General features: G+C 62.7%; 15 protein-coding genes. 13 read left to right on the forward strand and 2 right to left on the reverse strand.

What is annotated here, in order from left to right:
• Positions 1 to 85 precede the first annotated feature (85 nt).
• The 8 genes from ACQ4W4_RS11960 to sorB all read left to right on the forward strand — a co-directional run bounded on the left by ACQ4W4_RS11960 (position 86) and on the right by sorB (position 8,470).
• Positions 86 to 502: a nuclear transport factor 2 family protein gene (locus ACQ4W4_RS11960; RefSeq protein WP_436542191.1), complete on the forward strand. Its 417-nt coding sequence runs from the start codon at positions 86 to 88 to the stop codon at positions 500 to 502.
• 25 nt (positions 503 to 527) lie between these two features.
• Positions 528 to 1,967, forward strand: a complete 1,440-nt coding sequence (locus ACQ4W4_RS11965; protein WP_436542192.1) for an NAD(P)/FAD-dependent oxidoreductase — start codon at positions 528 to 530, stop codon at positions 1,965 to 1,967.
• A 122-nt stretch (positions 1,968 to 2,089) separates the two neighbouring features.
• Positions 2,090 to 3,142: a taurine ABC transporter substrate-binding protein gene (gene tauA / locus ACQ4W4_RS11970; RefSeq protein WP_436542193.1), complete on the forward strand. Its 1,053-nt coding sequence runs from the start codon at positions 2,090 to 2,092 to the stop codon at positions 3,140 to 3,142.
• 71 nt (positions 3,143 to 3,213) lie between these two features.
• A complete protein-coding gene (locus ACQ4W4_RS11975) occupies positions 3,214 to 4,029 on the forward strand; it encodes a taurine ABC transporter ATP-binding protein (protein WP_071324509.1) in 816 nt (271 codons plus the stop codon).
• Positions 4,030 to 4,108: 79 nt separating this feature from the next.
• On the forward strand, positions 4,109 to 4,903 hold the full coding sequence (locus tag ACQ4W4_RS11980; RefSeq protein ID WP_058049276.1) for an ABC transporter permease subunit: 795 nt from the start codon (positions 4,109 to 4,111) through the stop codon (positions 4,901 to 4,903).
• Positions 4,904 to 5,195: 292 nt separating this feature from the next.
• On the forward strand, positions 5,196 to 6,629 hold the full coding sequence (locus tag ACQ4W4_RS11985) for an amino acid permease (protein ID WP_436542194.1): 1,434 nt from the start codon (positions 5,196 to 5,198) through the stop codon (positions 6,627 to 6,629).
• Position 6,630: 1 nt separating this feature from the next.
• Entirely contained in the window at positions 6,631 to 7,842 is a 1,212-nt protein-coding gene (sorA, locus tag ACQ4W4_RS11990) for a SorA family sulfite dehydrogenase catalytic subunit (protein ID WP_436542353.1), read from the forward strand.
• A gap of 10 nt (positions 7,843 to 7,852) precedes the next feature.
• Positions 7,853 to 8,470, forward strand: coding sequence for a SorB family sulfite dehydrogenase c-type cytochrome subunit (gene sorB / locus ACQ4W4_RS11995; protein ID WP_436542195.1), 618 nt, complete (start codon positions 7,853 to 7,855; stop codon positions 8,468 to 8,470).
• A gap of 189 nt (positions 8,471 to 8,659) precedes the next feature.
• Here the strand turns inward: sorB and ACQ4W4_RS12000 are convergent, their stop codons facing one another.
• Positions 8,660 to 9,028: a hypothetical protein gene (locus ACQ4W4_RS12000; RefSeq protein ID WP_436542196.1), complete on the reverse strand. Its 369-nt coding sequence runs from the start codon at positions 9,026 to 9,028 to the stop codon at positions 8,660 to 8,662.
• A 107-nt stretch (positions 9,029 to 9,135) separates the two neighbouring features.
• On the opposite strand from ACQ4W4_RS12000, the gene ACQ4W4_RS12005 reads away from it, so the two are divergent.
• From ACQ4W4_RS12005 to ACQ4W4_RS12025, 5 genes are all read left to right on the forward strand, one after another.
• Positions 9,136 to 10,794, forward strand: coding sequence for a ShlB/FhaC/HecB family hemolysin secretion/activation protein (locus ACQ4W4_RS12005; RefSeq protein WP_436542197.1), 1,659 nt, complete (start codon positions 9,136 to 9,138; stop codon positions 10,792 to 10,794).
• 32 nt (positions 10,795 to 10,826) lie between these two features.
• Entirely contained in the window at positions 10,827 to 18,596 is a 7,770-nt protein-coding gene (locus ACQ4W4_RS12010) for a YDG domain-containing protein (protein WP_436542198.1), read from the forward strand.
• Between the two features lie 153 nt (positions 18,597 to 18,749).
• Positions 18,750 to 19,592, forward strand: coding sequence for a sulfotransferase family protein (locus tag ACQ4W4_RS12015; protein WP_436542199.1), 843 nt, complete (start codon positions 18,750 to 18,752; stop codon positions 19,590 to 19,592).
• Between the two features lie 290 nt (positions 19,593 to 19,882).
• Positions 19,883 to 21,304 carry a glycoside hydrolase family 19 protein gene (locus ACQ4W4_RS12020; protein ID WP_436542200.1) on the forward strand — a complete coding sequence of 474 codons (1,422 nt, stop codon included), beginning with the start codon at positions 19,883 to 19,885 and terminating at the stop codon, positions 21,302 to 21,304.
• Between the two features lie 103 nt (positions 21,305 to 21,407).
• Entirely contained in the window at positions 21,408 to 23,792 is a 2,385-nt protein-coding gene (locus ACQ4W4_RS12025; RefSeq protein ID WP_436542201.1) for a chitinase C-terminal domain-containing protein, read from the forward strand.
• 196 nt (positions 23,793 to 23,988) lie between these two features.
• On the opposite strand, the gene ACQ4W4_RS12030 is transcribed toward ACQ4W4_RS12025, so the two are convergent.
• On the reverse strand, positions 23,989 to 25,257 hold the full coding sequence (locus ACQ4W4_RS12030) for a maltoporin (RefSeq protein ID WP_436542202.1): 1,269 nt from the start codon (positions 25,255 to 25,257) through the stop codon (positions 23,989 to 23,991).
• Positions 25,258 to 25,373: the final 116 nt, after the last annotated feature.

Here is a 25,373-nt window from a genome sequence, read left to right on the forward strand (position 1 = left end):
TTGACAAGGCCATGCTTAAGGCTTAAATTCAATAAAAGACAAAAAACGGAACGTAGCGTATCAAAAACGATTTACGGAGACCACCATGAACCACCCTGTACCGCACACCGACGCCGTCACCACCGACTTCCTGCAAGCGTTCGGCGATGCCTGGAACCGCCACGATATCGAGGCCCTGATGGCCGCCATGGCCGACGACTGCGAATTCCACGCCGTGGCCGGCCCTGACTTGCTGGGCAAGAGTTTTGTCGGCCGCGACGCCGTGCGCGCCGGCTTCGAACTGGCCTGGCAAACCTTTCCCGACGCGGCCTGGCTCAACCCGGAACACTTCGTCAGCGGCCAGCGCGGCGTGACGGAATCGACGTTTGCCGGCACCAAGGCGGACGGCACGCGCATCGAAGCGCGCATGGTCGACATCTTCACTTTCCGCGACGGCAAGATCGCCGTGAAGAACGCCTTCCGCAAGGATCGCCCGCCGGTCGTCACGGCTGCCAAAGCCTGAGCCAGTACGTTCACCAGGAATGATCATGAACAAACCTGTCGACACCCCATCTGACGTACTGGGCAACAGCACCGCCGCCCGCACGCCCTACGATCCCGCCTTCGATCCGCTGGTGGCCCAGCGCCCCGGCCACGGCAATGCCTACGCGCCTACCTACTGGATCGGCACGGCTGGCGAACCGCCTGCCGACGACGGCCCCATCACGCATGACATCGACGTCGACGTGGCCATCATCGGCTCGGGTTTTACCGGCCTGTCCTGCGCCATCTTTCTGGCCCAGGAACACGGCATCAAGGCCACCGTGCTGGAAGCGAACCGGGTCAGCTGGGGCTGCAGCACGCGTAACGGCGGGCAGGCCCAGTGCACGACGGGCCGCCTGAAGCGTTCGCAGTGGATCGCGCGCTATGGGCTGGAAACGGCCCTGAAACTGCACACGGAAGTGTGCGACGCGATGGAAACGTTCAAGAAGATCACGGCCGACATCGATTGCGACCCGCAGCCGGGCGGCCACCTGTACATCGCCCACAAGGCGAAAGCCATGCCCGCGCTGGAAAAAGAAGCCAAGGTCATGCGTGAGATCTTCAAGTACGACGCGCGCATCCTCGACGCCGACACCGTCAAGCGCGAATTCGTCGATGACAAGGAAGCGGCCGGCGCGCTGCACGAGCCGGAAGGCATCGGCATCCACGCGGGTAAGCTGGCCTTCGGCTACCTGCGCAAGGCGCGCGCGCTGGGCGCCAAGGTGCATCCGTCCAGTCCCGTGATGGGCTGGGAAACGCGCAACGGCGTGCATTACCTGCAAACGCCGGGCGGCGTGGTGCGCGCCCGCGCCGTGGCCGTCGCCACGGGCGGCTACACCTCGCCCCATCTGCATCCGCAGGTGAAGAACCGCTTGCTGCCGATTCTGTCGAATTCGCTCGTCACGCGCCCGTTGACCCCGGCGGAAATCGAGGCGTGCAACTTCCGCACCCACCAGGTGATCACGGATACGCGCATCTTGCGCCACTACTACCGTTTGATGCCGGACAACCGCGTGCAGATCGGCAGCCGCAGCGCCATCACGGGCGCCGACGCGCCGGACGACAAGTACAAACAGTTTTTGATCAACGATCTGCACCGCAAGTTCCCCGCCTTGACGGGCATCGCCATCGATTACTCGTGGTGGGGCTGGGTTGACGTCAGCCACGACATGATGCCGCGCATCGTGCAACCGGATCCGAAACAATCGATCTTCTATTCGCTCGGTTATGGCGGCAACGGCGTCATGTATTCGGCGCAGGCGGGCCGGCGCATGGCCGAGCGCATCGCGGGCAAGGCCAGCGACACGGGCTTGCCGATCTTCAATTCGAAACTGCCGTACCCGAACATGATGGAACTGGTCGAGTCGCAAGCGTTCGCCCCGTTCCGCCGCCTGGGCCAGCGCTTCCTGTACCGCTGGTATCACTTGAAGGATGAAGTGTTTTAAATAGTAATCGCAGTAGCCGTCCTAAGCCGTCGCATGGTTGACAAAGAGCAACCAGCGGCGCCTCCCGCAAGGGATGAGATTGCCCGAACGTTCACACATAACAATAAATCTTGGAGTGAGACATGAACACTAATACGAGCAAAAACACGGTTTTTTCAACGATGCGCCGCGCCGTCCTCGGCACCCTGGTGCTGGGCGTGGCGGTCGCATCAAGCGGCACGGCCTTCGCGCAAGGCAAGGAAGTGACGATCGCCTACCAGGAAATCAACGGTCCCTTCCTGGTGGCGATCGCCAGCGGCGAAGTGGAGAAAACCACCGGCTATAAAATCAACTGGCGCAAGTTCGATTCGGGCGCCAAGGTAGCCACCGGCATGGCGTCCGGCGACGTGCAGATCGGCGTCATCGGTTCGAGCCCATTGACGGCGGCCGTCAGTCGCGGCGTCGACCTGCAGCTGTTCTGGATCATCGACGACATCAACGAAGCCGAAGCGATGGTGGCCCGCAATGGCGCCGGCATCACCAAGCCGACGGACTTGCGCGGCAAGAAGATCGCCGTGCCTTTCGTTTCCACCACGCACTTTCACACCATGTTCGCGCTGGAAACGTGGGGCATCAAGCCCACGGAAGTGAAATTGCTCAACATGCAGCCGAACCAGATCGCCGCCGCCTGGGAGCGGGGCGACATCGACGCGGCCTTCGTGTGGGACCCGGCCTTGAGCAAACTCAAGCAAAACGGCAAGGTGCTCGTCACTTCCGGCGAACTGAGCAAGAAGGGCAAGGCCACGTTTGACGGCATGGCTGTCGAACGCGCCTGGGGCGAAGCGAATGCGGATTTCATGGCCAAGTTCGTCAAGGTGATGGCCGCTGCCGACGCCGACTACCGCGCCAATCCGAAAGCGTGGACCATCGATTCGCCGCAGGTGAAAGCCAACGTCAAGCATTCGGGCGCGGCCGCCAAGGACGTGGCAGCTTCCGTGGCCCTGTATGCCTACCCATCGCTGCAGGAACAGGCCTCGCCTGCCTGGCTCGGTGGCGGCGCGAAGGGGGGCGTGGCGCAAGCCTTGCTGGCCACGGCGCAATTTTTGAAGGGCGAAGGCAAGATCGACACCCTGGCTCCCGATTACGCCAAATATGTGACACCCAAATATGCACAGGCCGCCGGTCTGCTGAAGTAAACGTTGTGCGATGGCGCGCCTGCGGGCGCGCCGACTGAACAGAATGCGTTGAACAGAACTGTGGGGACACGATGGAAAATCTGTACGTCAAGGATGTCAGCGTGATTTATCCGGGCAAGACGGCCGGTGAACGCGTACATGCCTTAAATAATATCAATCTGACCATCAATAGCGGCGACTTCGTCGTCGCGCTGGGTGCCTCGGGCTGCGGCAAGACCACCTTGCTGAGCCTGATGGCGGGCTTTATCGCTCCGTCCAAGGGCGAGATCATGTTGGGCAGTAACAAGGTGGAAGGGCCGGGCGCCGACCGTGGCGTCGTTTTCCAGAAACATGCCTTGCTGCCCTGGCTGAACGTGATGGAAAACGTGGAATTCGGCTTGAAGCTGCAAGGCGTGCCGAAAGCCGTGCGGCGCGAACAGGCGGCCAAGAACCTGGCGCTGGTCGGCTTGAAGGACTTTCACGACAATATGATCTACCAATTGTCGGGCGGCATGCAGCAAAGGGTCGGCATCGCCCGCGCCCTGACCAGCAATCCCGCCATGCTGCTCATGGATGAACCGATGGCGGCGCTCGATGCGCTGACGCGCGAAACCATCCAGGAATTGCTGCTCGATATCTGGGCCAAGTCCAGCACCATGTTCTTCTTCATTACCCACAGCGTCGACGAGGCGCTGTTCCTGGCGAACCGGCTGATCGTCATGTCGCCCCGCCCGGGCCGCATCACGCATACGTATGAACTCGATTTCAACAAGCGCTTCCTCGAGTGCCGCGATGCGCGTGCCGTGAAATCGAGCCCGGACTTCATCAAGATGCGCGAAACGGTGCTCAACATCATTTATGGCGACGAACGCGCCGTCAATAAAGAGCTGGAGGTGTCCCATGCATAGCCCATCCGTCGTGGGATTTCCTCCCACCACTGCCAAGCGCGCCGGTTTTTTTGGCCGCCTGTTCGCCCCCCGCTGCGCCATGCCCGGCGAAGCGTTCGGCGCGCCGGGGCAGGGCAATTCCAGCCGCATTGCCACCGTCACCGTCATCGCCGTGCTCCTGCTGTGGTTTGGCGTGACGGCCAGCGGCATGGTGAAACCCCTGTTCCTGCCGTCGCCGCAAGCTGTCTATGAAAAATTCATCATGGCGGCCACCACCGGTTTCGGCGGCGCCACCCTGTGGGAACACACGGTCGCCAGCCTGGTGCGCGTATTCGGCGCCTTCGGCCTGGCTTGCCTGTTCGCCATTCCCGTCGGCGTGATGATGGGCGTCAACCGCGTGGCGCGCGGCATCTTCGATCCCTTGATCGAGTTCTACCGTCCATTGCCGCCGCTTGCTTACTTGCCACTGGTCATCATCTGGTTCGGCATCGGCGAATTCTCGAAGGTCTACCTGATCTTCCTGGCCATCTTTGCGCCGATGGCCATCGCGGCCCGCGCCGGCGTCAGCTCTGTTTCATTGGAGCAAATCCACGCTGCCTATTCGATGGGCGCCACGCGTTTCCAGGTGATCGTGCACGTGATCCTGCGCGCCGCGATTCCGGAAATCCTTACCGGCATGCGCATCGGCATCGGCGTGGGCTGGACCACCCTGGTGGCGGGAGAAATGGTGGCGGCCACGCGCGGCCTCGGCTACATGGTGCTCAGCGCTTCCGAGTTCCTGGCCAGCGACGTGGTGATCATGGGCATTATCGTGATCGGCTTCTTCGCTTTCCTGTTTGATTTGATGATGCGCTACCTCGAACGTACCCTCGTGCCATGGAAGGGCAAGGTGTAAGACGTTCCCGGGAGTGGCGCGCACGCCACAAGTGTTGCCGCCGCTCCCTTTTTTTTAACCAGCAATAACTCAGCCATACCCCGTACGTATCCTCCAGCGCGTTGCTCCCTCGGGCGACGCGCCGGGCCGCTGCATTTCCAGATTGACTTATGGAATGCGGCCAACCAGACTGATTCACACGATGTATCGATGCTGCTTGACGGTGTTGCTCAAATAAAACAAAGCCGCGCGGCAAGAACAAGCCGCAGCAGGCAGGGCGCACCGAGCTTCAGAGATTTTCAGGAGACAAAACATGATTAGCGAATCGCATAACAGTACCGGCTTGCAGCACTCGCTGAAGCAACGCCACATGAGCATGATCGCCATCGGCGGCGTGATCGGCGCCGGCCTCTTCGTCGGCAGCGGCGTCATCGCCAAGGCTGCCGGCCCGGCCGCCATCCTTTCCTTCCTGCTCACGGGCGGCCTGGTCGTCCTGATCATGCGCATGCTGGGCGAGCTGGCCTCGTCCCTGCCCGTGGTCGGCTCCTTTTACGAATATGCGCGCCTGGCCTTCGACGACAAGCCGAAGGTGTCGAAATTCCTCGGCTTCATGAGCGGCTGGATGTACTGGTATTTCTGGGTTGTCGTCGTGGCCCTGGAAGCCATCGCCGGCGCCAAGTTGGTCAACTTCTGGCTGCCCGACGTACCGTCGTGGGCCATCAGCCTGGTACTGCTCGTCTCGATGACCGTGCTCAACCTGTTCTCGGTGAAGGCGTTTGGCGAATTCGAGTTCTGGTTCGCCTCGATCAAGGTGGTCGCCATCGTCGTCTTCCTGTTTGTCGGCGCCCTGTTCATCACGGGCAGCTTGCCTAACAGCATCCCGACCCTGGGCTTTTTGACCAGCCATGGCGGCTTCATGCCCCACGGCTGGGGCCCTGTGCTCAGCGGCGCCGTCGCCGCCACGGCCTTTTACTCGGGCGCCGAAATCGTCACCATCGCCGCCGCCGAGACGTCGGACCCGGCCAAGGCCATCGCCCGCGCCACCAATTCCGTCGTCACCCGCGTGCTGATGTTTTATGTCGGCTCCATGTTCGTCGTCGTCTGCATCGTGCCGTGGGATTCGCCGGCCATCGCCACGCCCTTCGTCAGCGCCCTGACCGTCATGAACATCCCGTATGCGGCCCACATCATGAACGCCATCATCCTGACGGCCGTGCTGTCGGCCTTGAATTCCAGCCTGTACGCCTCGTCGCGCATGATCTTCGCGCTGACGCGCCGCGGCGACGCCCCGACGGGCCTGGTCAAGCTGAGCAAGAATGGCGTGCCCATCCGCGCCATCCTGTTCAGTACCCTGTTCGCCTACTTCGCCATTGCCGTCTCGTATGTGTCGGCCGACCTCGTGTTCCCCTTCATCGTCAATTCCTACGGCATCCTGATCCTGTTCGTCTACCTGCTCATTGCGATATCTCAATTGCGCCTGCGCCGCCGCCTGGAACGCGAATGCCCGGAACGCATCAAGGTGCGCATGTGGCTGTTCCCTTATCTGACGTATTTCACCATCATCGCCATGCTGGTGATCCTGGGCGCCATGAGCGTGTCGTCCGATACGGAGCAGCGCGTGTCGTTCTGGTTCGGCCTGCTGAGCGTGGTCATCATGAGCGTCATGTACTACATCAAGAAGCTGGTCAACGACGACCGCGACGGCGGCGCCACCGCCGACACCAAAGTGGAGCTCAAACATGTCTGATATGACCTTGTTGCCCGCCGGCCGGCGCCGCTTCCTGCGCACGACGGCCGCCTTGGGCGCCGCCGCCGTGGCGGGGCCGACGCTTGCCGCCTCCGTCACCTTGCCGTTTGAAAACGGCGAGCGCGAACTGGTGGCCTTTCCGCAAAAGCGCCCGCTGATCCTGTTGACCAGCCGCCCGCCGCAGCTGGAAACGCCGTTCAGCGTGTTCAATGAGGGCGCGATTACCCCCAACGACGCGTTTTTCGTGCGCTATCACTGGAGCGGCTTGCCTACCAGCATAGACGGCGGCAGCTACCGCTTGCGCATCGGGGGCCTGGTGAAGACGCCCTTGGAACTGTCGCTGGCCGAACTGAAGCAGCTGGCCGAGCCCGTCGACGTGGTGGCCGTGACGCAATGTTCGGGCAACAGCCGCGGCTTTTTCGCCCCGCGCGCGAATGGCGGGCAGCTGGGCAATGGCGCCATGGGCAATGCCCGCTGGACGGGCATCTCCCTGAAAACCGTGCTGGAAAAGGCCGGCATCGCGGCCAGTGCCGTGCAGGTGGCCTTCAATGGCCTGGAAACGCCGCCCGTGGGCGACGGTCCCGACTTTCAGAAAGCCTTGTCGGTCGAGCACATCATGGCCGGCGACGTCATGCTGGCCTGGGCCATGAACGGCGAGGACATTCCTTTTCTGAACGGCTACCCGCTGCGCCTGATCGTGCCAGGGTACTACGGCACCTACTGGGTCAAGCACCTGAGCGACATCACCGTGCTCGACAAGCCCTTCGACGGCTTCTGGATGAGCACGGGCTACCGCATCCCCGACAACGGTTCCGGCTTCATCGAGCCGGGTACACCCGTGGGCAAGACGACGCCGATCAGCCGCCTGAACGTGCGCTCCTTCATCACCAGCGTGCAGGATGGCGCGCAAGTGAAGGCCGGGCGCGACCTGGCCTTGCGCGGCATCGCCTTCGACAGCGGTCACGGCATCAGCGAGGTGACCGTCTCGGTGGACGGCGGCCAGACGTGGCAGGAAGCAACGCTGGGCAAGGACCTGGGACGCTTCTCGTTCCGCGAGTGGACGATGGTCATGAAGGCGCCGCGCAAGGGCCGGCACGTGCTGATGGTGCGCGCCGTCAACCGCATCGGCCAGAGCCAGCCGATGAAAGCCCTGTGGAATCCCATGGGTTATATGCGCAATGTGGTGGAAACCACGCGCATCCAGGCAGTGTGAGGAGAATACCATGCTGATAAGAACACTCGCCGCCGCCGTGACTCTGGCGCTTGCCGGCAGCGCCGGCGCGCTGGAGATCCACTTGCCGCCGGAAACGGCGACCTACAAACCCAGCGAATTGCCTGGCTACCTGCTGGTGCAGCGCAACTGCATGACGTGCCACGCGGCCCAGTATGCATCGAGCCAGCCGCCCGCTTCGCCGCGTGCCTACTGGGAAGCGACTGTCAAGAAGATGAAAAAGCCGTTCGGCGCGCAGTTTGACGATGCGGACATGCCGGCCATGGTCGATTACCTGGTGAAAACCTATGGCGCGGAGCGGGGCGCCGCGGCGCCTGCGCCAGCGGCGAAGCCGGCCGCCGCCGTTGTTCCCGCCGCCAGCGGCAAGGACGTCAAAACCTTGCTGGCGGCGAACGGCTGCATGGCTTGCCACGCGATCGACCAGAAGGTGGTCGGCCCCGGCTTTGCCGAGGTGGCCGCCCGCTACAAGGGCAAGGATGGCGCCGCCGCCGTGGCGGCGCATATCCGCCAGGGCGGCGCCGGCAAATGGGGACCCGTGCCCATGCCGCCGTTCAGCCAGCTCAGCGAAGCCGATGCCGCCGCCCTGGCCAACTATGTGCTGTCCAGGTAAAGCCAGCCCGGCCCGGCCGCATTCCTGATTTCCCCTTCCTCTCCTGCCAGCATCCGGCCACCGGCCCTCGGGCCGATCCGCCGGATGCCTGCCGCGCCACTGTTCCTCGCTGCGATCCACGCAAGCCACCGTCCCCCATGCGGCATCGAATAAATAAGTTTTCAATAAGAGTATTTATCTATTGATAATTTATTTTTGCAAGAATGTAACACGCCTATTTGCAACAAAAAAGTGTGTCATGGGAAGTAGATCTACGTATGTAAAAAATAACATTGTTTTGTATTGCGGTAATGCCAATGTCTTGCCTGTAGTACCGGCACGCGGTGTGCGTGGAATAGCATGTTGATAGTGACATAATTTTAATATCGTTGTGTTGGAGCAACGAATTTCTTCGCGGAAAGGCGCATTTTCTCGGGATTTTACGGGGTTTTCGGCTATTGCTGCCGAGGACGCGCCAATGTGGGGAGCGAGTGCGTCAGACAGGTATTTTCCCGTCGGATGAGGGGCTAAAATAGATGAATGTTGCTGACGGGAATCTAATTTTTCATCTGTCATCATATTTAACAATGATGTCAGTAAGATATTTTCCTGCAGCTCCCGTATTCCCCGTCGGTGCGGCCCCTAGCGGCATGCCCGGCGCGGGCGCGCCGCCTGAAAGGATGACCTTGAACACCAAATTATTTCCCCTGACCCTGCTGGTTCTGATCCAGAGCGTCTATGCCGTCGATCCTCCGGGCGCCGGCAGCCAGCTGCAGCAGATTCCCGTCGCACCCCAGTTGCCGAAAGCGCCGCCCGCCATCCGCGTGCAGCAGGGCAATGTGCCTGCCACCACCGTGGGCGATGCCACGCGCATCACCGTGCAGCGCCTGCGCATCACGGCGCCGCCCGTGTTTGCCGAGAGCGAACTGGTCGCCGCCACGGGTTTTGTCCCCGGCAGCGAGCTGACCCTGGGGGAATTGCGCGCCATGGCGTCAAAAATTGCCAGTTATTACCAGAACCGTGGCTATTTCCTCGCGCAGGCGTATCTGCCCGCACAGGACATCGAGAATGGCGTCGTTGCCATCGACGTGCTGCCGGGCCAGTATGGCCAGGTGCAGCTGCGCAACCAGAGCAATCTGTCCGACGGCCTGGCCGGCGCGATACTGGCCGGCCTCGACGGACAGGTGATCGCCACGCCGCCGCTCGAGCGGCGCTTGCTGCTGCTGTCGGACTTGCCGGGCGTGCAGGTCAGCTCGACCCTGGCGCCGGGTGCTTCGCTGGGCGCGTCCGACCTGATCGTCGACGTGCAGCCCGGCTCGCGTTTCAACGGCAGCATCGACCTGGACAACCAGGGCAACCGCTACACGGGCCGCAACCGCATCGGCGCCACCTTGAACATCAACGAGCTGGCCGGCATCGGCGACGTGGCCACCATGCGCGCCTTCACCTCGGCCGACGGCTTGAACTATGGCCGCCTGGCCTATCAGGGGCAGGCCGGCCTGCTGCGCCTGGGCGGCGCCTACACGTATATGGATTACAAGCTGGGCAAGGAATTTGCCGTGCTCGACGCCAAGGGCACGGCGAAGATCGCCAGCGCGTATGGCAGTTATCCGCTGATCCGCTCGCGCAGCAACAATCTGTATGCGCAAGTGAGCTACGACGACAAGAAATTCCAGGACAGGACGGAATCGACGGGCAGCGTCAACGACAAGACGGCCAAGGTGTGGATGTTGAACCTTAACGGCGACAGCCGCGATGGCTGGGGCGGCGGTGGCGCGAGCACCTATTCCGTCACGTATACCACGGGCAAGATCGATATCGAGACGCCGGTGGCCTTGCTGATCGACCAGCTGACGGTGAAAAGCAACGGCCACTTCAACAAGCTTGCCTTCAATGCGGCGCGCGTGCAAAGCCTGGGCGGCGAGACGAGCTTGTTCGGCGTGATCAGCGGCCAGGCGGCGTCGAAAAACCTCGATGTCTCCGAAAAGATGGGCCTGGGCGGCGTGGGCGGCGTGCGCGCCTATCCGGGCGGCGAGGCATATGGCGACCAGGGCTACGTGCTGAACCTGGAACTGCGCCGCAACGTGACGTCCTTCACGGCGTTTCCCGGCCAGCTGCAGGTGCTGGCCTTTGCCGACACGGGCACCGTCAGGCTGAACCGCGATGCCTGGAGCGCCGGCGAGAACCGCCGCACGCTCAGCGGCGCGGGCGTGGGCGTGACGTGGACGGGCGCCAATGCGCTCGTCCTGAAGGCGTATTACGCACACAAGCTGGGCAACGCCAAGGCGACTTCGGCGCCGGATGCGGCGGGCCGTTTCTGGCTGCAAGCCATCAAATATTTCTAATTAAGACAAGTTAATACAATCAGGACACTGCCATGAACCGCATCTACCGCTCCATCTGGAACCAGGCCACCGGCGCTTACGCCGCCGTTTCCGAAAACGTCAAATCCGCCGGCAAGCGCTCGATGCCCGGCAGCAGTGGTGGCGGGGCGCATTTTGCCTTGACCAGCATGGCGGCGGCGCTGATGCTCGGTTACGGCTCGCTGGCCCTGGCGGGGCCGGCGGGCGGCACGGTGGCGGCAGGACAGGCAACGATCAACGGCGCGCCGGGATCTACCGTCATCAGGCAGGGCAGCCAGAACGCCGTCATCAACTGGGCCAGCTTCAATATCGGCAAGGGCGAATCGGTGCAGTTCCAGCAGCCCAACAGCAATGCGGTGGCGCTGAACCGCGTGCTGGGCGGCGACGGCACGACTATCCTGGGCAACTTGTCGGCCAACGGCAAGGTGTTCATCGTCAATCCGAACGGCATCCTGTTCGGCCAGGGCGCGTCCGTGAACACGGCCGGCCTGGTGGCGTCCACCTTGGATATTTCCAACGCCGACTTCATGGCGGGCAAGTACCAGTTTTCCGGCAATGGCACGGGCAAGGTCCTGAACCAGGGCAGCATCAACGCGCCGGGTGGCTATGTGGCCCTGCTGGGCGCGCAGGTATCGAACGAAGGTACGATCCAGGCACGCCTGGGTTCGGTAGCCCTGGCGGCGGGTAAGGCGATCACGCTGGACGTGGCGGGCGACGGCTTGCTGAATGTGGCGGTGGACCAGGGCGCCGTGGGCGCGCTTGTCAATAACGGCGGCATGATCAAGGCCGATGGCGGCAGCGTGGTGCTCACGGCGCAGGCGGCGGGCGACTTGCTGAAAACCGCCGTCAACAACACGGGCGTGATCGAGGCGCACAGCATCGACACGCGCGGCGGCACGATCAAGTTGCTCGGTGACATGCAAAGCGGCACGGTGAACGCGGCCGGCACCCTGGACGCCAGCGCGTCCGATGGCGGCAATGGCGGCTTCATCGACACCTCGGCAGCGCACGTCAAGATCGACGATGCGCTGAAGGTGACGACGGCATCGAGCAAGGGCCTGGCCGGCACCTGGCTGATCGACCCGACCGATTTCAATATCGCCGTTTCCGGCGGCGACATGACGGGCGCTTTCCTGAGCAACTCCTTGAAATCGGGCAATGTGCAAATCCAGAGCGTGTCGGGCGGCAGCGGCACGCAGGGCAACATCAACGTCAACGATAACATCAACTGGACGGCCAACAAGCTGACCCTGACGGCGCAAAACAATATCAACATCAACAAGGCCATGCGCGGCGCGGGCACGGCCAGCCTGGCCCTCGAATACGGCCAGAACGCGCTCACCGCCGGCAATCAGTCCACGTACAACGTCAAGGCGGAAGTCGATCTGCCATCGGGCAACAACTTCAGCACCAAGCTGGGCAGCAATGGCAGCGTGACCGTGTATCAGGTGATCAACAGCCTGGGCGCATTCAACAGCACGAGCGGCAACGACGTGCAGGGCATGCAGGGCAATTTGTCCGGCAACTATGTGCTGGGAAGCAATATCGACGCGCTCGGCACCTCCGGTTGGGATGGCGGCAAGGGGTTCGCGCCCATCGGCAGCGATGCGACGCCATTCACGGGCACGCTCGATGGCCTGGGCCATGAAATCGTGGGATTGACGATCAACCGCCCTGAAGTGCCCGTCGGGATGTTCGGCAATATCGGCGCCGCCGCTGCTGTGCGCAACCTGAGCTTGAGCGGCGTGAGCGTTGCCGGATCGGCCGCCACCTATAGCAGCACCTATGCGGGCATAGGCGCGCTGGCCTCCGTCAACAATGGCAAGATCGATAACGTGCACAGCAGCGGCGACGTGAGTGGCTCCGGTTACGTCAATCTGGGTGGCCTGGTCGGCATCAATGCCGGCACGATCAGCAATAGCCGCGTTTCCGGCACCGTGGTCTCCGCCGGTGATCCCGGGCCGGGCGGCTATGGCGCTGCAGGCGGCTTTGTCGGCCTCAACGCTGCTGGCGGCTTGATCAAGAGCAGTTCCAGTTCCGCCACCACCAGCTCCACGCGCTACGTTGCCGCCGGGCTGGTCGTCAACAATTCCGGCACGATCAGCGATAGCTATGCAACGGGCACTGTTAACGCGGGAGCCAACTATGGCGGTGGCCTGGTCAGTTTTAACAATGCCACGATTACCAATAGCTATGCGACAGGCGCGATGAACGCCTCGGGCAGTGCCGGTGGCCTGGTGGGAACCAACAACGACGCCGGCGCCATCATCAGCAATAGCTATGCGACAGGCAAGGTGACTTCCACCGGCGGCTATGTCGGCGGCCTGGTGGGGCTGTTGCGCGGAACCTTGAACAACAGCTACGCGACGGGCGACGTGCAGACCACCGGGCTGGCAGGCGGCATCGTCGGCTATAACGTGGGCGGCGTCATCACGAATGTGTATACGACGGGCAAGGTGACGGGCGGCGGCGCCAGCGTCGGCGCCATCGTCGGCGAGCATAACGGCGGTAGCGTCAACCGCGCCTACTTTGACAACACGATTAACTCCAGCCTGAATGGCATCGGCCAAAGCTTCAATGGCGCCACCTCGAATGCGCAAGGGCTGAGCACGGCGCAGATGCTGGTATCGAGTAATTATGTGGGCTTCAATTTCACGACCACGGGCGGCGCGACGGGCAACAACTGGGTCATCGTCAGCGGCGATGGCTCGATCAATGGTGCGACCGCCGGCACGCGCCCCATGCTGGCGTCGGAGTGGTCGAATACCATCAATTCGGCGCACCAGCTGCAATTGATGACGATGAATAAATCGGCCAGCTACACGCTGGGCAGCAGTTTCAGCGCCGCCACGACGGCAGCCAATGGCAAGGATGTATGGGGAACGACAGGTTTCATTCCCGTCGGCACGGCGGCTTCCGCCTTCACTGGCAGCCTGGACGGCACCGGCCATATCATTTCCAGCCTGAACATCGCAAAGGCGGGCGTGAGCGATGTGGGCCTGTTCGGCGCCATCGGCAGCGCGGGCACGGTGGCGAATGTGGGCCTGTCCGGCGGCAGCGTGGCGGGCGGCACCAATGTGGGCGCGCTGGCCGGCCGCAATGCGGGCACGATCAGCGGCAGCTTTGCCACCAGCGACGTGACGAGCACCTCCACCGGCGGCGGTCTGGTGGGCAGCAATACGGGCACGGTCGCGGACAGCTATGCCAGCGGCGCCGTGAGCGGCACGAGCGCCGTCGGCGGCCTGGTGGGCAGCAATGGCGGCAGCGTCGCCAACAGCTACGCGAACGGCAGCGTGAGCGGTTCCAGCAATGTGGGCGGCCTGGCGGGCGCCGGTGCTGGCAGCGTCACGGGCAGCTACTGGGACACGCTGAGCAGCGGCCAGGCGGCCAGCGCGGGCGGCACGGGCATGACGACGACGCAGCTGAAGAATCTGTCAAATTACACGGGCGCCGGCTGGGAACTGGCGCAGATGTGGGTGGTCTACGACGGCCAGAGCGCGCCATTCCTGCGCTCGTTCATGAAGCAGATCGCCGTGCGCGTGTCCTTCGACAGCAAGGTGTATGACGGCGTCGCCTACGCGGGCGGCAGCAATAGCGTCACGTATTCGAACACGGTGGCAGGCGCCAGTCTGCTGGGCACGCCCGTGTATGCGGGCAATGCCGCCGGCGCCGTCAATGCGGGCACCTATGGCGTGTCGGCCAGCGGCCTGTACGCTTCGGGCGGCCAGAGCGGCTATGCGATCAGCTATATCGATGGCGGCCTGGTGATCACGCCCAAGTCCGTCACCCTGAGCGGCGCGGCGGTGGGCGACAAAGTGTACGACGGCACCACCGTGGCCGCCATCAGCGGCACCCTCAACGGCGTGCTGGCGGGCGACCTGGCCAATGTCAGTTCGACCGTGAATGGCACGTTTGCCAGCAAGAATGCCGGAAACGGCATCGCCGTGACGGTCAACGCGGCCCTGGGCGGCAGCGCCGGGGGCAACTATGCGCTGGTGCCGGTGAACGGCTTGACGGGCAATATCAGCAAGGCCACCATCAGCGGCGTGAGCGGTATTGTTGCTGGAAACAAAGTGTATGACGGCACGGCCACGGCCAGCCTGAACACGGCGGGCGCCACGTTTGCGGGCATGATCGGTGGCGACAGCCTGAGCGTGTCGGGCGCCAGCGGCAGTTTTGCCGACAAGAACGCGGGCACAGGCAAGACGGTCAGCATCAGCGGCATCGTGCTGGGCGGCACGGATGCCGGCAACTACAATTTGACCGGCACCACGGCCAGCAGCAGCGCCGATATCAGCAAGGCCACCATCAGCGGCGTGACCGGTATCGTTGCCGGAAATAAAGTGTACGACGGCGGCACGGCCGCCAGCCTGAACATGGCTGGGGCGTCGTTCACGGGCATGGTGGGCGGCGACAATCTGACGGTCTCGGGCGCCAGCAGCAGCTTTGCCGACAAGAACGCCGGAAATGGCAAGACGGTCAATATCAGCGGCATGATCCTGGGCGGCACGGACGCTGGGAATTATGATTTTACCAATGCTACGGCCAGCAGCACGGCCAATATCAGCAAGGCCACCATCAGCGGCGTGAGCGGTATTGTTGCTGGAAACAAAGTGTATGACGGTACTGCCACGGCCAGCCTGAACACGGCGGGCGCCACGTTTGCGGGCATGATCGGCGGCGACAGCCTGAGCGTGTCGGGCGCCAGCGGCAGTTTTGCCGACAAGAACGCGGGTACAGGCAAGACGGTCAGCATCATCGGCATCGCGCTGGGCGGCACGGATGCCGGCAACTACAATTTGACCGGCACCACGGCCAGCGGCACAGCCGATATCAGCAAGGCCACCATCAGCGGCGTGACCGGTATCGTTGCCGGAAATAAAGTGTACGACGGCGGCGTGGCCGCCAGCCTGAACATGGCTGGAGCATCGTTCACGGGCATGGTGGGCGGCGACAATCTGACGGTCTCGGGCGCCAGCGGCAGCTTTGCCGACAAGAACGCCGGAAATGGCAAGACGGTCAATATCAGCGGCATGATCCTGGGCGGCACGGACGCTGGGAATTATGATTTTACCAATGCTACGGCCAGCAGCACGGCCAATATCAGCAAGGCCACCATCAGCGGCGTGAGCGGCATTGTTGCTGGAAACAAAGTGTATGACGGCAGCACGGCTGCCAGCCTGGATGCGGCGGGTGCCACGTTTGCGGGCATGATCGGCGGCGACAGTCTGAGCGTGTCGGGCGCCAGCGGAAGTTTTGCCGACAAGAACGCGGGCACAGGCAAGACGGTCAGCATCATCGGCATCGCGCTGGGCGGCACGGATGCCGGCAACTACAATCTGACCGGCACCACGGCCAGCAGCAGCGCCGATATCAGCAAGGCCACCATCAGCGGCGTGAGCGGTATCGTTGCCGGAAATAAAGTGTACGACGGCAACACGGCCGTCAGCCTGAACACGGCAGGTGCCGCTTTCAGCGGTATGGCCGGCGGCGACAACCTGACGGTCTCGGGCGCCAGCGGCAGCTTTGCCGACAAGAACGCTGGCAATGGCAAGACGGTCAATGTCAGCGGCATCGTGCTGGGCGGCACGGACGCTGGCAATTACAACCTGGCCAGCGACACGGCCAGCAGCAGTGCCAATATCAGCGCCAAGGCGCTGACGTTGACGGGCTTGACTGGCAACAATAAAGTCTACGACGGCACAGCCAGTGCGAACCTGACCGGCGGCACCCTGAATGGCCTGGTCAATTCGGAGACCCTGGCCTTCACTGTCCAGGGGGCAAGCTACAGCGACAAGAACGCGGGCATGGGCAAGGCCATTACGGTGGGCGGCGTGACCTTGAGCGACGGCAGCGGCCTGGCCGGCAACTACACGCTGAGCACGCCAAACGGCATGACGGGCGATATCGCGAAGGCAACGATTTCCAGCATTAGCGGTTTGAGCGCCCTGGACAAAATCTATAACGGCAGCCTCAACGTCAGCCTCAGTCCCGGCCAGGCGGTGATCAACGGCAAGATTGCTGGCGACGATGTGCAATTGGTCAGCGCGAGCGGTGCATTCACGGATAAAAACGTGGGCAGCAACAAGGCCGTCAATATCACGAATATCACCTTGTCCGGTAGCGATCTGGTCAATTATGACTTCCTCAACAATACGGCCAGCGCCACGGCCAGTATCACGCCCAAGGCCGTCACGCTCTCCGGTGTGACTGCAGGCAATAAAGTCTACGATGGCACGACAGCGGCAGTCTTGTCGGGCGGCACCCTGACCGGCATGGTCGAGGGGGAAACGCTGGGCTTCAGCGGCGGTGTCGGCAGCTTTAGCGACAAGAATGCCGGTACTGGCAAGGTGGTGACCATCAGCGGCGCCAGCTTGCAGGATGGCACTGGCCTGGCCAGCAATTATGCCTTCAGCAGTCCCGCCAACGTGAACGCCGACATCAGCAAGGCGACCATCAGCGGCGTGACGAACGTGGCCGTCAACAACAAGACCTATGATGGCTCGGCCATGGCCACGCTGAACGGCGCGGCGACCTTCAATGGCATGGTGAACGGCGACAGCCTGACCGTGGCCGGCAACGGCGCCTTCAGCGACAAGAATGCGGGCACGGGCAAGACGGTGGCGGTCAGCGGCATCACCCTCGGCGGCGCCGATGCGGACAACTACAACCTTGCCAGCACCGTTGCCAGCGGCACGGCCAGCATCACGCCGGCGTCCATCAGCGCCATTGCCGGCATCGTGGCGGCAAACAAGGTGTATGACGGCGGCACGGCGGCCAGCCTGAACCTGGCGGGCGCCAGCTTCAATGGCATGCTGGCCGGCGACGTCCTGAGCCTGGCCGGCGGCCCCGTCCTTGGCGCGTTCAGCGACAAGAATGCGGCAACGGGCAAGACCGTGAATATCAGCGGTCTGGGCCTGGCCGGCGCCGATGCGGGCAATTACGTATTGGCCAGCAGCCTGGCCACCACCACGGCCGATATCACGCCGGCGGCCCTGACGGTCAGCGCCACCGGCATCAACAAGGTGTACGACGCCAGCACGAACGCCGTCGTTTCCTTGCGCGACAACCGTATCGGCAATGATCAGCTCAATATTGCCAGCAATGGCGCCAGTTTCAGCGACAAGAATGCGGGCGCGGGCAAGACGGTGACGGTGGCCGGCATACGCCTGAGCGGGGCGGATGCGGGCAATTACGTGGTCAACACCACGGCCAGCACCACGGCCACGATCTCGCAGGCACCGCTGACGGTGAAAGTCGACAATGCGGTAAAAGGCCAGGGACGCGCCAATCCGGACTTCAGCGCCAGCTACAGCGGCTTGCTCGGCGGGGACACGCTGGCCGCCGAAGTGAGCGGCAACCTGGCGTTCGGCACGCCGGCGACGACGGCTTCCGCGGCTGGCAACTATCTGGTTTCGGCATCGGGCCAGGCGTCGAACAATTACGCCCTGAACTATGTAGACGGCGTGCTGAAAGTCAATCCGACGGAAGCGCTGCAAAGCGCCGTTGCGAACGTGATCGCGGCTGTCGCCGTGGCGCCGTCGCAGGGCAATATGGTGCAGGCCGACATGATCGTCAGTGGCGAGACGGCGCCAGGCAAGCCTGCCGCCGCGCAGGATGCGCCGCGCGAGGCAGAGAAGGGCGGCTCGGGCAGCGCACCGGTAGTGCAGCTGGCCGGCAACGTCGTCAGCAATGTCTTGCCAGGCTTGCGCCTGAGCGTGGTCGACAGCGGCTTGCGCCTGCCGGTCGAGGTTTCCGTCGGTACGCGCCAGGACACCCAGTAAGGCCCGCCGCGTCACCATATGCCGGCGCCGGAGTGCCGCTTCGTGTTTCGAGGCGGCATTTTCATGCCTTCGCATCGTCGCAACACTTTTACAATGGCTGCATCATCCTTGTTTTCCGTCAGAGGCGCAGCGCTGAACAGAAAGTACAATCGCATGACATCCCATTTCATTGGCGTGGCCGGCCTGCCACGCGCCGGTTCCACCTTGCTGTGCCAGCTGCTGGCGCAGCACCCCGACCTGCATTGCGAAGGCAACAGCTCGCCCCTGTGCAACGCCTTGCTGGGCATGCGGCGCATGGTCAGCGACGACACCTTTTTCCTGTCGCAGCTCGATAGCACCTTCGATGCCAGTTATGGCCATCTGAAAACGGCCATGCAGGGTTTCCTGCGCGGCTGGTACCAGGATTGCGGCAAGCAGGGCGTGGTCGACAAGAACCGCGCCTGGCTGCATTGCGTGGAGATGCTGCTGCAACTGGCGCCGGAAGCGAAAATCATCGTCTGCGTGCGCGAGCTGGGGCAAGTCTACGGCTCCATCGAGGCGCAGCACCAGCGCACCATCCTGCTCGATTTCGTCGACCACCTGGCCGACTTCGACCGCCTGGGCCGGGCCGACATGCTGTTTGCCAAGGACCGCACCATCGGCGCTCCCTTGAGCTCGCTGCATGCCGTGCTCGACCTGCCTGCCGATGTGCAGCAGAAGCTGTACTTCGTGCGTTTCGAAGACTTGATGGCGCGGCCGGTGGAATGCATGTCGCACTTGTACGCGTGGCTGGGCCTGGCGCCATTCCAGATCGACCCGCACGATCTTGCCGTGGGTATCCAGGAAAGCGACAGCCATTACCGCATGAAATACACGCACCGCCAGCAAGCGACCATCAGCGCGCCCAAACCGCATGCGATACCGCCGCGCATCCAGGCGCAAATCGAAGATGCGTATGGCTGGTTTTATGAGCTGTATTATCCGCAACACCAACGCGCGACAACGCCATCTGCCTGAAAACCCGGGCGGCAGTGCTAATACCACTTGCCGCGCGGCTGCCGGCGCGGTATTGCCGGCAGCTGGCGCAAATCCTTCTTTTTTCTCTTCCCTGACTCTTCGCCTGGCGCACCGTGGCCGGACCGCATGAAGTCACTGGTATTGTAAAAAACACTGTTGTATAAAACCACTTGACTACCAATTTCGGGCGTCGCATTCTCTGTGCAGAAAGCCGATGCTTCGCTGTGCTTTCTTTACGTACAACATAAAAAGCTACTTCGATAGTTTTCGTATAACGTTCAGGAGACAATGTGAAGACACGGCAATCAAGCCGGCTGGCCACGCCATTCATGGCCGGCCTGCTGGGCAGCGCGCTGCTCGCTTGCGGCGGCAATTCCACCACCGAACCCCCCTCGACACTGCTGGCCGCCGCGGCTGCCAGCGACAGTTGCGCGGCCTGGAGCGCCGCTGCCGTCTACACGGCGGGCCAGTGCGCCGTCTACGACGGCAAGGTGTACCGGGCCAAATGGTGGGTGCAGGGCACGGCACCGAGCAACGACCAGTGGGGACCGTGGAGCCTCGATACCACCACCCCGACGCCCACCCCGACGCCCACTCCCACGCCGACTCCCACCCCAGGCGTGCCCACCAAGGCCCAGGCCGAGGCGAACGAGGCGGCGCTGACGAACAACGATTTCTTCCGCAAGGTCAAGGCGTCGATCCGCACCCTGGGCAATGCGGCCGTCGAAGCCGTGCAGCCTGGACTGGCCGGCAATCCGCTCAACGTCAAACGCGTCGAACGTCTGCTGCCGGCGGCGAAGTGGGATTATTATTTTGCCGCGCGCGATACAAGCTACACCTACCAGCGCTTCCTGCAAGCCGTGGCCAAGTTTCCCGCCGTGTGCGACGACTACAGCGACGGGCGCAATGCGGACGCCATCTGTCGCCACAGCCTGGCCACCATGTTCGCCCATTTCGGGCAGGAAACGGGCGACCATAACGCCAGCAGCCCGCTGCCGCAATGGCGCCAGGGCTTGAAGTATTTGCGCGAACTGGGCTGCGACGAGACGGGCGCCGGCTGCGGCTACAACGTCGAGTGCGCCGATCCCGTCTTCAACAAGGTGTGGACCTGCGGCAAGAATGCCGACGGCAGCTTCAAGAAGTATTTCGGCCGCGGCGCCAAGCAGCTGTCCTACAACTACAACTACGGCCCCTTCTCGCAAGCCATGCATGACGGCGACCAGTCCGTCTTGCTGAAGAATCCGGACCTCGTCGCCTCGACCTGGCTGAACCTGGCGTCGGCCACGTTCTTCTTTGTCTATCCGCAACCGCCGAAGCCGTCGATGCTGCATGTGCTCGATGGCACGTGGGTGCCGAACGCGGCCGACACGACGGCTGGTGCGGGCAATAACTTCGCCACCACCATCATGATCATCAACGCCGAATGCGGGCAGGGAACGGAAAAGCAGGCCGCGCAAAACCGCATCGATTACTACAAGCAGTTTGCCGCCGACATGGGCTGGGATTATTCCGGCGAACAATTGTCTTGCGCCAACATGCAGCGTTTCACCCCGGCCAGTTCCGCTGCCTACAACATCTATTGGGAAAAGAACTGGAGCGCCGGTGGCGACAACCAATGCCAGCTGGTCAGCTATCAGACGCCGTACAGCGCGTTGATCGCGGGGAACTACGTGAAATGCGTGGAAGCCAACTGGAATGTGAAGTTGCAGTAGCAGTCTATGCAGGACAGCCGGCCAGGGATAACAGTTGACAAGAGCCCCATCAGGGGCCTGCAACGCGCTCTCGATGTACAACCATAATGGAGACCCATACCACATGAAATCGAATGCATTATTGATGGCCTTGCTCAGCGGCGTACTCGTCGCTTGCGGCGGCGGCCAGGAAGGCACGACCGCCACGCCAAACACCCTGCTCGCCGCCGTGGAAGCGTGCGCCGTCTGGGATGCCGCCACCGTCTATACGGGCGGCCAGTGCGTGCTTTACCAGGGCGTCACCTACAAGGCCAAGTGGTGGACGCAGGGCAATGTCCCCAGCGCCACCGACCAGTGGGGGCCATGGGCCGTGACGGATACGCCGACGCCGACACCGACACCGACACCGACACCGACACCGACACCGACACCGACACCGACACCAACCCCGACGCCAACGCCAACGCCAACGCCGACACCGACGCCAACGCCGACGCCAACGCCAACGCCAACGCCAACGCCAACGCCGACCCCCACGGCTTGCCGTCCGGACGGCCTGATTTCGGCCGTGCCGAACGTGCCGTATTGCAAGGTGTACGATGCGAACGGGCGCGAGGTGCTGGGCAATGGCTTGAACCGGCGCATCGTCGGCTATTTCGCCAGCTGGCGCACGGGCGCCGATGGCAGCCCGACTTACCTGGTGAATAACCTGCCGTGGGACAAGATCACCCACCTGAACTACGCATTCGCTTCCGTCGATCCGGCCACGTCGAAGATCGCCATTGGCAGCGGCGCGGCCAATCCCGACACGGGCCTGACCTGGCCGAACGTGCCGGCGGCGGCCATGGACCCGTCCTTGCCGTACAAGGGGCACTTCAACTTGCTGGCGCAATACAAGAAGAAGTACCCGGGCGTCAAACTGATGATTTCCGTGGGCGGCTGGGCCGGCAGCGGCGGCTTCTACACGGCCACGACGAACGCGGACGGCAGCATCAACACGGCCGGCATCAACACCCTGGCCGATTCCATGGTGGCCTTCGTGCGCCAGTACAACTTCTTCGACGGCGTCGATGTCGATTACGAACACCCGACCACCAACAATGAAGCGGGCAATCCGAACGACTTCGCCGTCTCGAAACCGCGCCTGGCCGGCCTGATGACGAGCTACAACGTGCTGCTGAAAGTGCTGCGCCAGAAGCTCGACGAAGCGGCCGTGCAGGACAATAAATACTATCTGCTCACCATCGCCGGTTCCGCCTCGGGCTGGGTCTTGCGTGGCGAGGAAAATATGTCGGGGTTGAAATATCTCGATTACGCCAGCCTGATGAGCTACGACTTGCACGGCGCGTGGAACCAGTATGTGGGACCGAACGCGGCGCTGTTTGACGACGGCAACGATGGTGAGTTGCGTGCCGGCAATGCCTACCAGTACCAGAACATTGGTTACCTGAACACGGACTGGGCCTATCGCTACTACCGGGGCGCCATGCAGGCGGGCCGCATCAATATCGGCGTGCCGTTCTACACGCGGGGCTGGAAGGATGTCACGGGCGGCACGAATGGCTTGTGGGGCACGACGCCGCTGATCAGCTCCACCGTCACCTGCGCCGGCACCAAGACGTGCGGCACGGGCGCCACCGGCATCGACAACGTCTGGTACGACCTCGACTCGCAGGGCAAGCCCACGCCAGGCGGCGGCAACCCCATCTGGCATGCGCTGAACTTGCAGAACGGCATCGTGCCGAGCTACCTCGACGCGTATAAGGTCACGGACAAGGCGCTGGTGGGCACGTATGTGCCGTACTACAGCAGCACCATGGTGGCGCCGTGGCTGTGGAATGCGACCAAAAAAGTGTTCATTTCCACGGAAACCACGCAGTCGATCGCGGCCAAGGCCCAGTACATCGTCAATAACAATATCGGCGGCGTGATGATCTGGGAAATGGCGGGCGACTATGCCTGGGATGCCACGCGCAATGGCGGCAAGGGCGAGTACTTCATGGGCACCACCCTGACGGATGTGCTGTACCAGGCCTTCCGCACGGCTGGCGCGTACGGCAACAAGCGTGCCGAAATCGCCATGCCGGCCACGGCGGCCAACGTCAGCATCAGCCTGGGCGGCTGGAAGCTGGGCGACAACAACTTCCCCATCAATCCCGTGATGACGGTGAAGAACAACACCACATCGACCCTGCCGGGCGGCACCGTGGTGGAGTTCGACTATCCCGTGTCGGCGCCATCGGACATGAGCGACCAGTCCGGCTTCGGCTTGACGGTGATCAATGCCGGCTACACGGGGCCGAACAATATCGGCGGCTTCACAAAGAACTACAACCGGGCCCGCTTTGCGATTCCCGCCTGGCAATCGCTGGCGCCGGGCGGCTCCGTGGCGCTGACCCTGAACTACCGCTTGCCGATCTCGGGGCCGGCCAACTATACGGTCACCGTGGGCGGCACCAAGTATGCGCTGACGCAGGAGTATCCGGAATTGCCGGTGGCGCTGCCGTAAGCAGTGATGCGGTAGGGTAAACAGAGAAGGGCGGAACCGCGGTTCCGCCCTTTTTTATGCAGCTTTCTGTGTAGTAAAACGCCGGGCAAAACCGTCGCGAGCGGCAGTGATTTGTGGCTAAGAAGCGCAGCCGGGCTAAAGCCCGGTGAGCATCGCAGGCCGCAAAGCGCGCCGCGCAGCAGGTTTGGTTCGGTGTTTAGAACCAGGTTTCCACCTGGAAACCGTAGGAGGTGCCGCTGGTATTGTTGTTGTAGATCGGGCCGCCGTTGTTCGACGCGTTGACCGAGGCGGTGGCCGCATCGTTCCATTTGCCGTAGGTGACGAAAGCGCGCAGTTCAGGACGCGACCACAGGCCAGGGCCGGCCGAGATCGTCGGGGCGATGGTCAGCTTGGTCAGGCGCTTGGCCGGCAGGCCGCCCCCTTGCGTCACGCGGTCCGTGCCCAGTTCGCCCACCAGCTTGAAGTTGTTGGTGAACGCGTACACGGGACGCACGCCGACCGAGGTCCAGGTCGAGGAACCGTTGGCGTTCGATTCGTCTTTTTGCCACAGGGCGACGAATTCCATGCCGAAGTTGGCCATCGGCTGGATCGCCATGTCATTGAAGATGCGCGTGCGTTTCACGTCCGAACCGAAATTGGTGTCGCCCGACGCGCCGAACTGCGCGCCCTTGCCGGTGCCAGGACCGACGCCGTACTGCACGCCGAAGGTATTGCCGCCGCCGAAGACTTTCGCCTGGCGGTGGAAGGCCGACAGCTGCCAGCCATTGTGCTTCTGGCCAAACGCGTCGTTGTCCTTGCCTTCGCCGATGATGTAGGTCGCGGCCAGGTCCAGCGTGCCGTTTTCATTGACGGGAATCTCGCCGTAGATGAAGTTCTGGCGCACGGCCGACTTGGTGCTGACGACGCCGGTCTTCGACACGGTATTGATGTCGTTGTCCTTGAAGAAAGCGTACGAGAATTTACCGGGGCCTGCGGGAATGCGGTCCAGGCCGGCGCCCGTGCCGTTCATGTTGATGTACTGCAAGTCCAGCATGTGGATGTCAGGACGGTAGTAGAAGCGCTTGCCGATCCAGGCCGTGCCGCCGTTCAGGAAATCGAGTCCCTGCGCTTCGACATAGGCCTTGACGATGCCCAGCTTGTTGTCGCCGAAATCGGAATTTGGCGCGTAAGCGTTGACCCAGATGGTGGCCAGGTAGTTCACGCCGCCGGACTGGGCGACGGACTTGGTGTAGCCGAATTCCGTGTAGGCGTCGCACTCATTGCCCAGACGATATTTCATGGTATTGCCGCCCAGGCCGAAGCAGCCTTGCGAACCGCCGCCGCCCGAGGTATTGCTGCCGGCGCCGGCGCGCAGGTAGCCATGGAAGCCTTCAGCGTCGCTTGGGTACATGGGGTCGGCCATGGCGGAAGCGCTGGCGATGGCCAGGAGCAGGGCAGGTAAAGTTTTCAATGCAGTGCGATTCATGCGGTCTCCAGAAGAATGTTGGTGGTAGCGGTGGCGCCCCGGAAGGCCGGTCACCGCACACGGTCTAATGCCGAAAACCAAGTCTAGCAGCGCTTTTTTAACCACCCTGATACAAA

This window comes from Janthinobacterium glycogeni (assembly GCF_051380725.1).
In the GTDB taxonomy this organism is placed as follows: domain Bacteria; phylum Pseudomonadota; class Gammaproteobacteria; order Burkholderiales; family Burkholderiaceae_D; genus Janthinobacterium.

Bases quoted from the DNA above. Each gene is read 5' to 3' on its own strand.
- tauA (WP_436542193.1), top strand. From the start codon at position 2,090: ATGAACACTAATACGAGCAAAAACACGGTTTTTTCAACGATGCGCCGC.
- ACQ4W4_RS11985 (WP_436542194.1), top strand. From the start codon at position 5,196: ATGATTAGCGAATCGCATAACAGTACCGGCTTGCAGCACTCGCTGAAG.
- ACQ4W4_RS11980 (WP_058049276.1), top strand. From the start codon at position 4,109: ATGCCCGGCGAAGCGTTCGGCGCGCCGGGGCAGGGCAATTCCAGCCGC.
- ACQ4W4_RS12030 (WP_436542202.1), bottom strand. From the start codon at position 25,257: ATGAATCGCACTGCATTGAAAACTTTACCTGCCCTGCTCCTGGCCATC.
- ACQ4W4_RS11965 (WP_436542192.1), top strand. From the start codon at position 528: ATGAACAAACCTGTCGACACCCCATCTGACGTACTGGGCAACAGCACC.
- ACQ4W4_RS12010 (WP_436542198.1), top strand. From the start codon at position 10,827: ATGAACCGCATCTACCGCTCCATCTGGAACCAGGCCACCGGCGCTTAC.
- sorA (WP_436542353.1), top strand. From the start codon at position 6,631: ATGACCTTGTTGCCCGCCGGCCGGCGCCGCTTCCTGCGCACGACGGCC.
- ACQ4W4_RS12000 (WP_436542196.1), bottom strand. From the start codon at position 9,028: ATGATGACAGATGAAAAATTAGATTCCCGTCAGCAACATTCATCTATT.
- ACQ4W4_RS12025 (WP_436542201.1), top strand. From the start codon at position 21,408: ATGAAATCGAATGCATTATTGATGGCCTTGCTCAGCGGCGTACTCGTC.
- ACQ4W4_RS11960 (WP_436542191.1), top strand. From the start codon at position 86: ATGAACCACCCTGTACCGCACACCGACGCCGTCACCACCGACTTCCTG.
- sorB (WP_436542195.1), top strand. From the start codon at position 7,853: ATGCTGATAAGAACACTCGCCGCCGCCGTGACTCTGGCGCTTGCCGGC.
- ACQ4W4_RS12015 (WP_436542199.1), top strand. From the start codon at position 18,750: ATGACATCCCATTTCATTGGCGTGGCCGGCCTGCCACGCGCCGGTTCC.
- ACQ4W4_RS11975 (WP_071324509.1), top strand. From the start codon at position 3,214: ATGGAAAATCTGTACGTCAAGGATGTCAGCGTGATTTATCCGGGCAAG.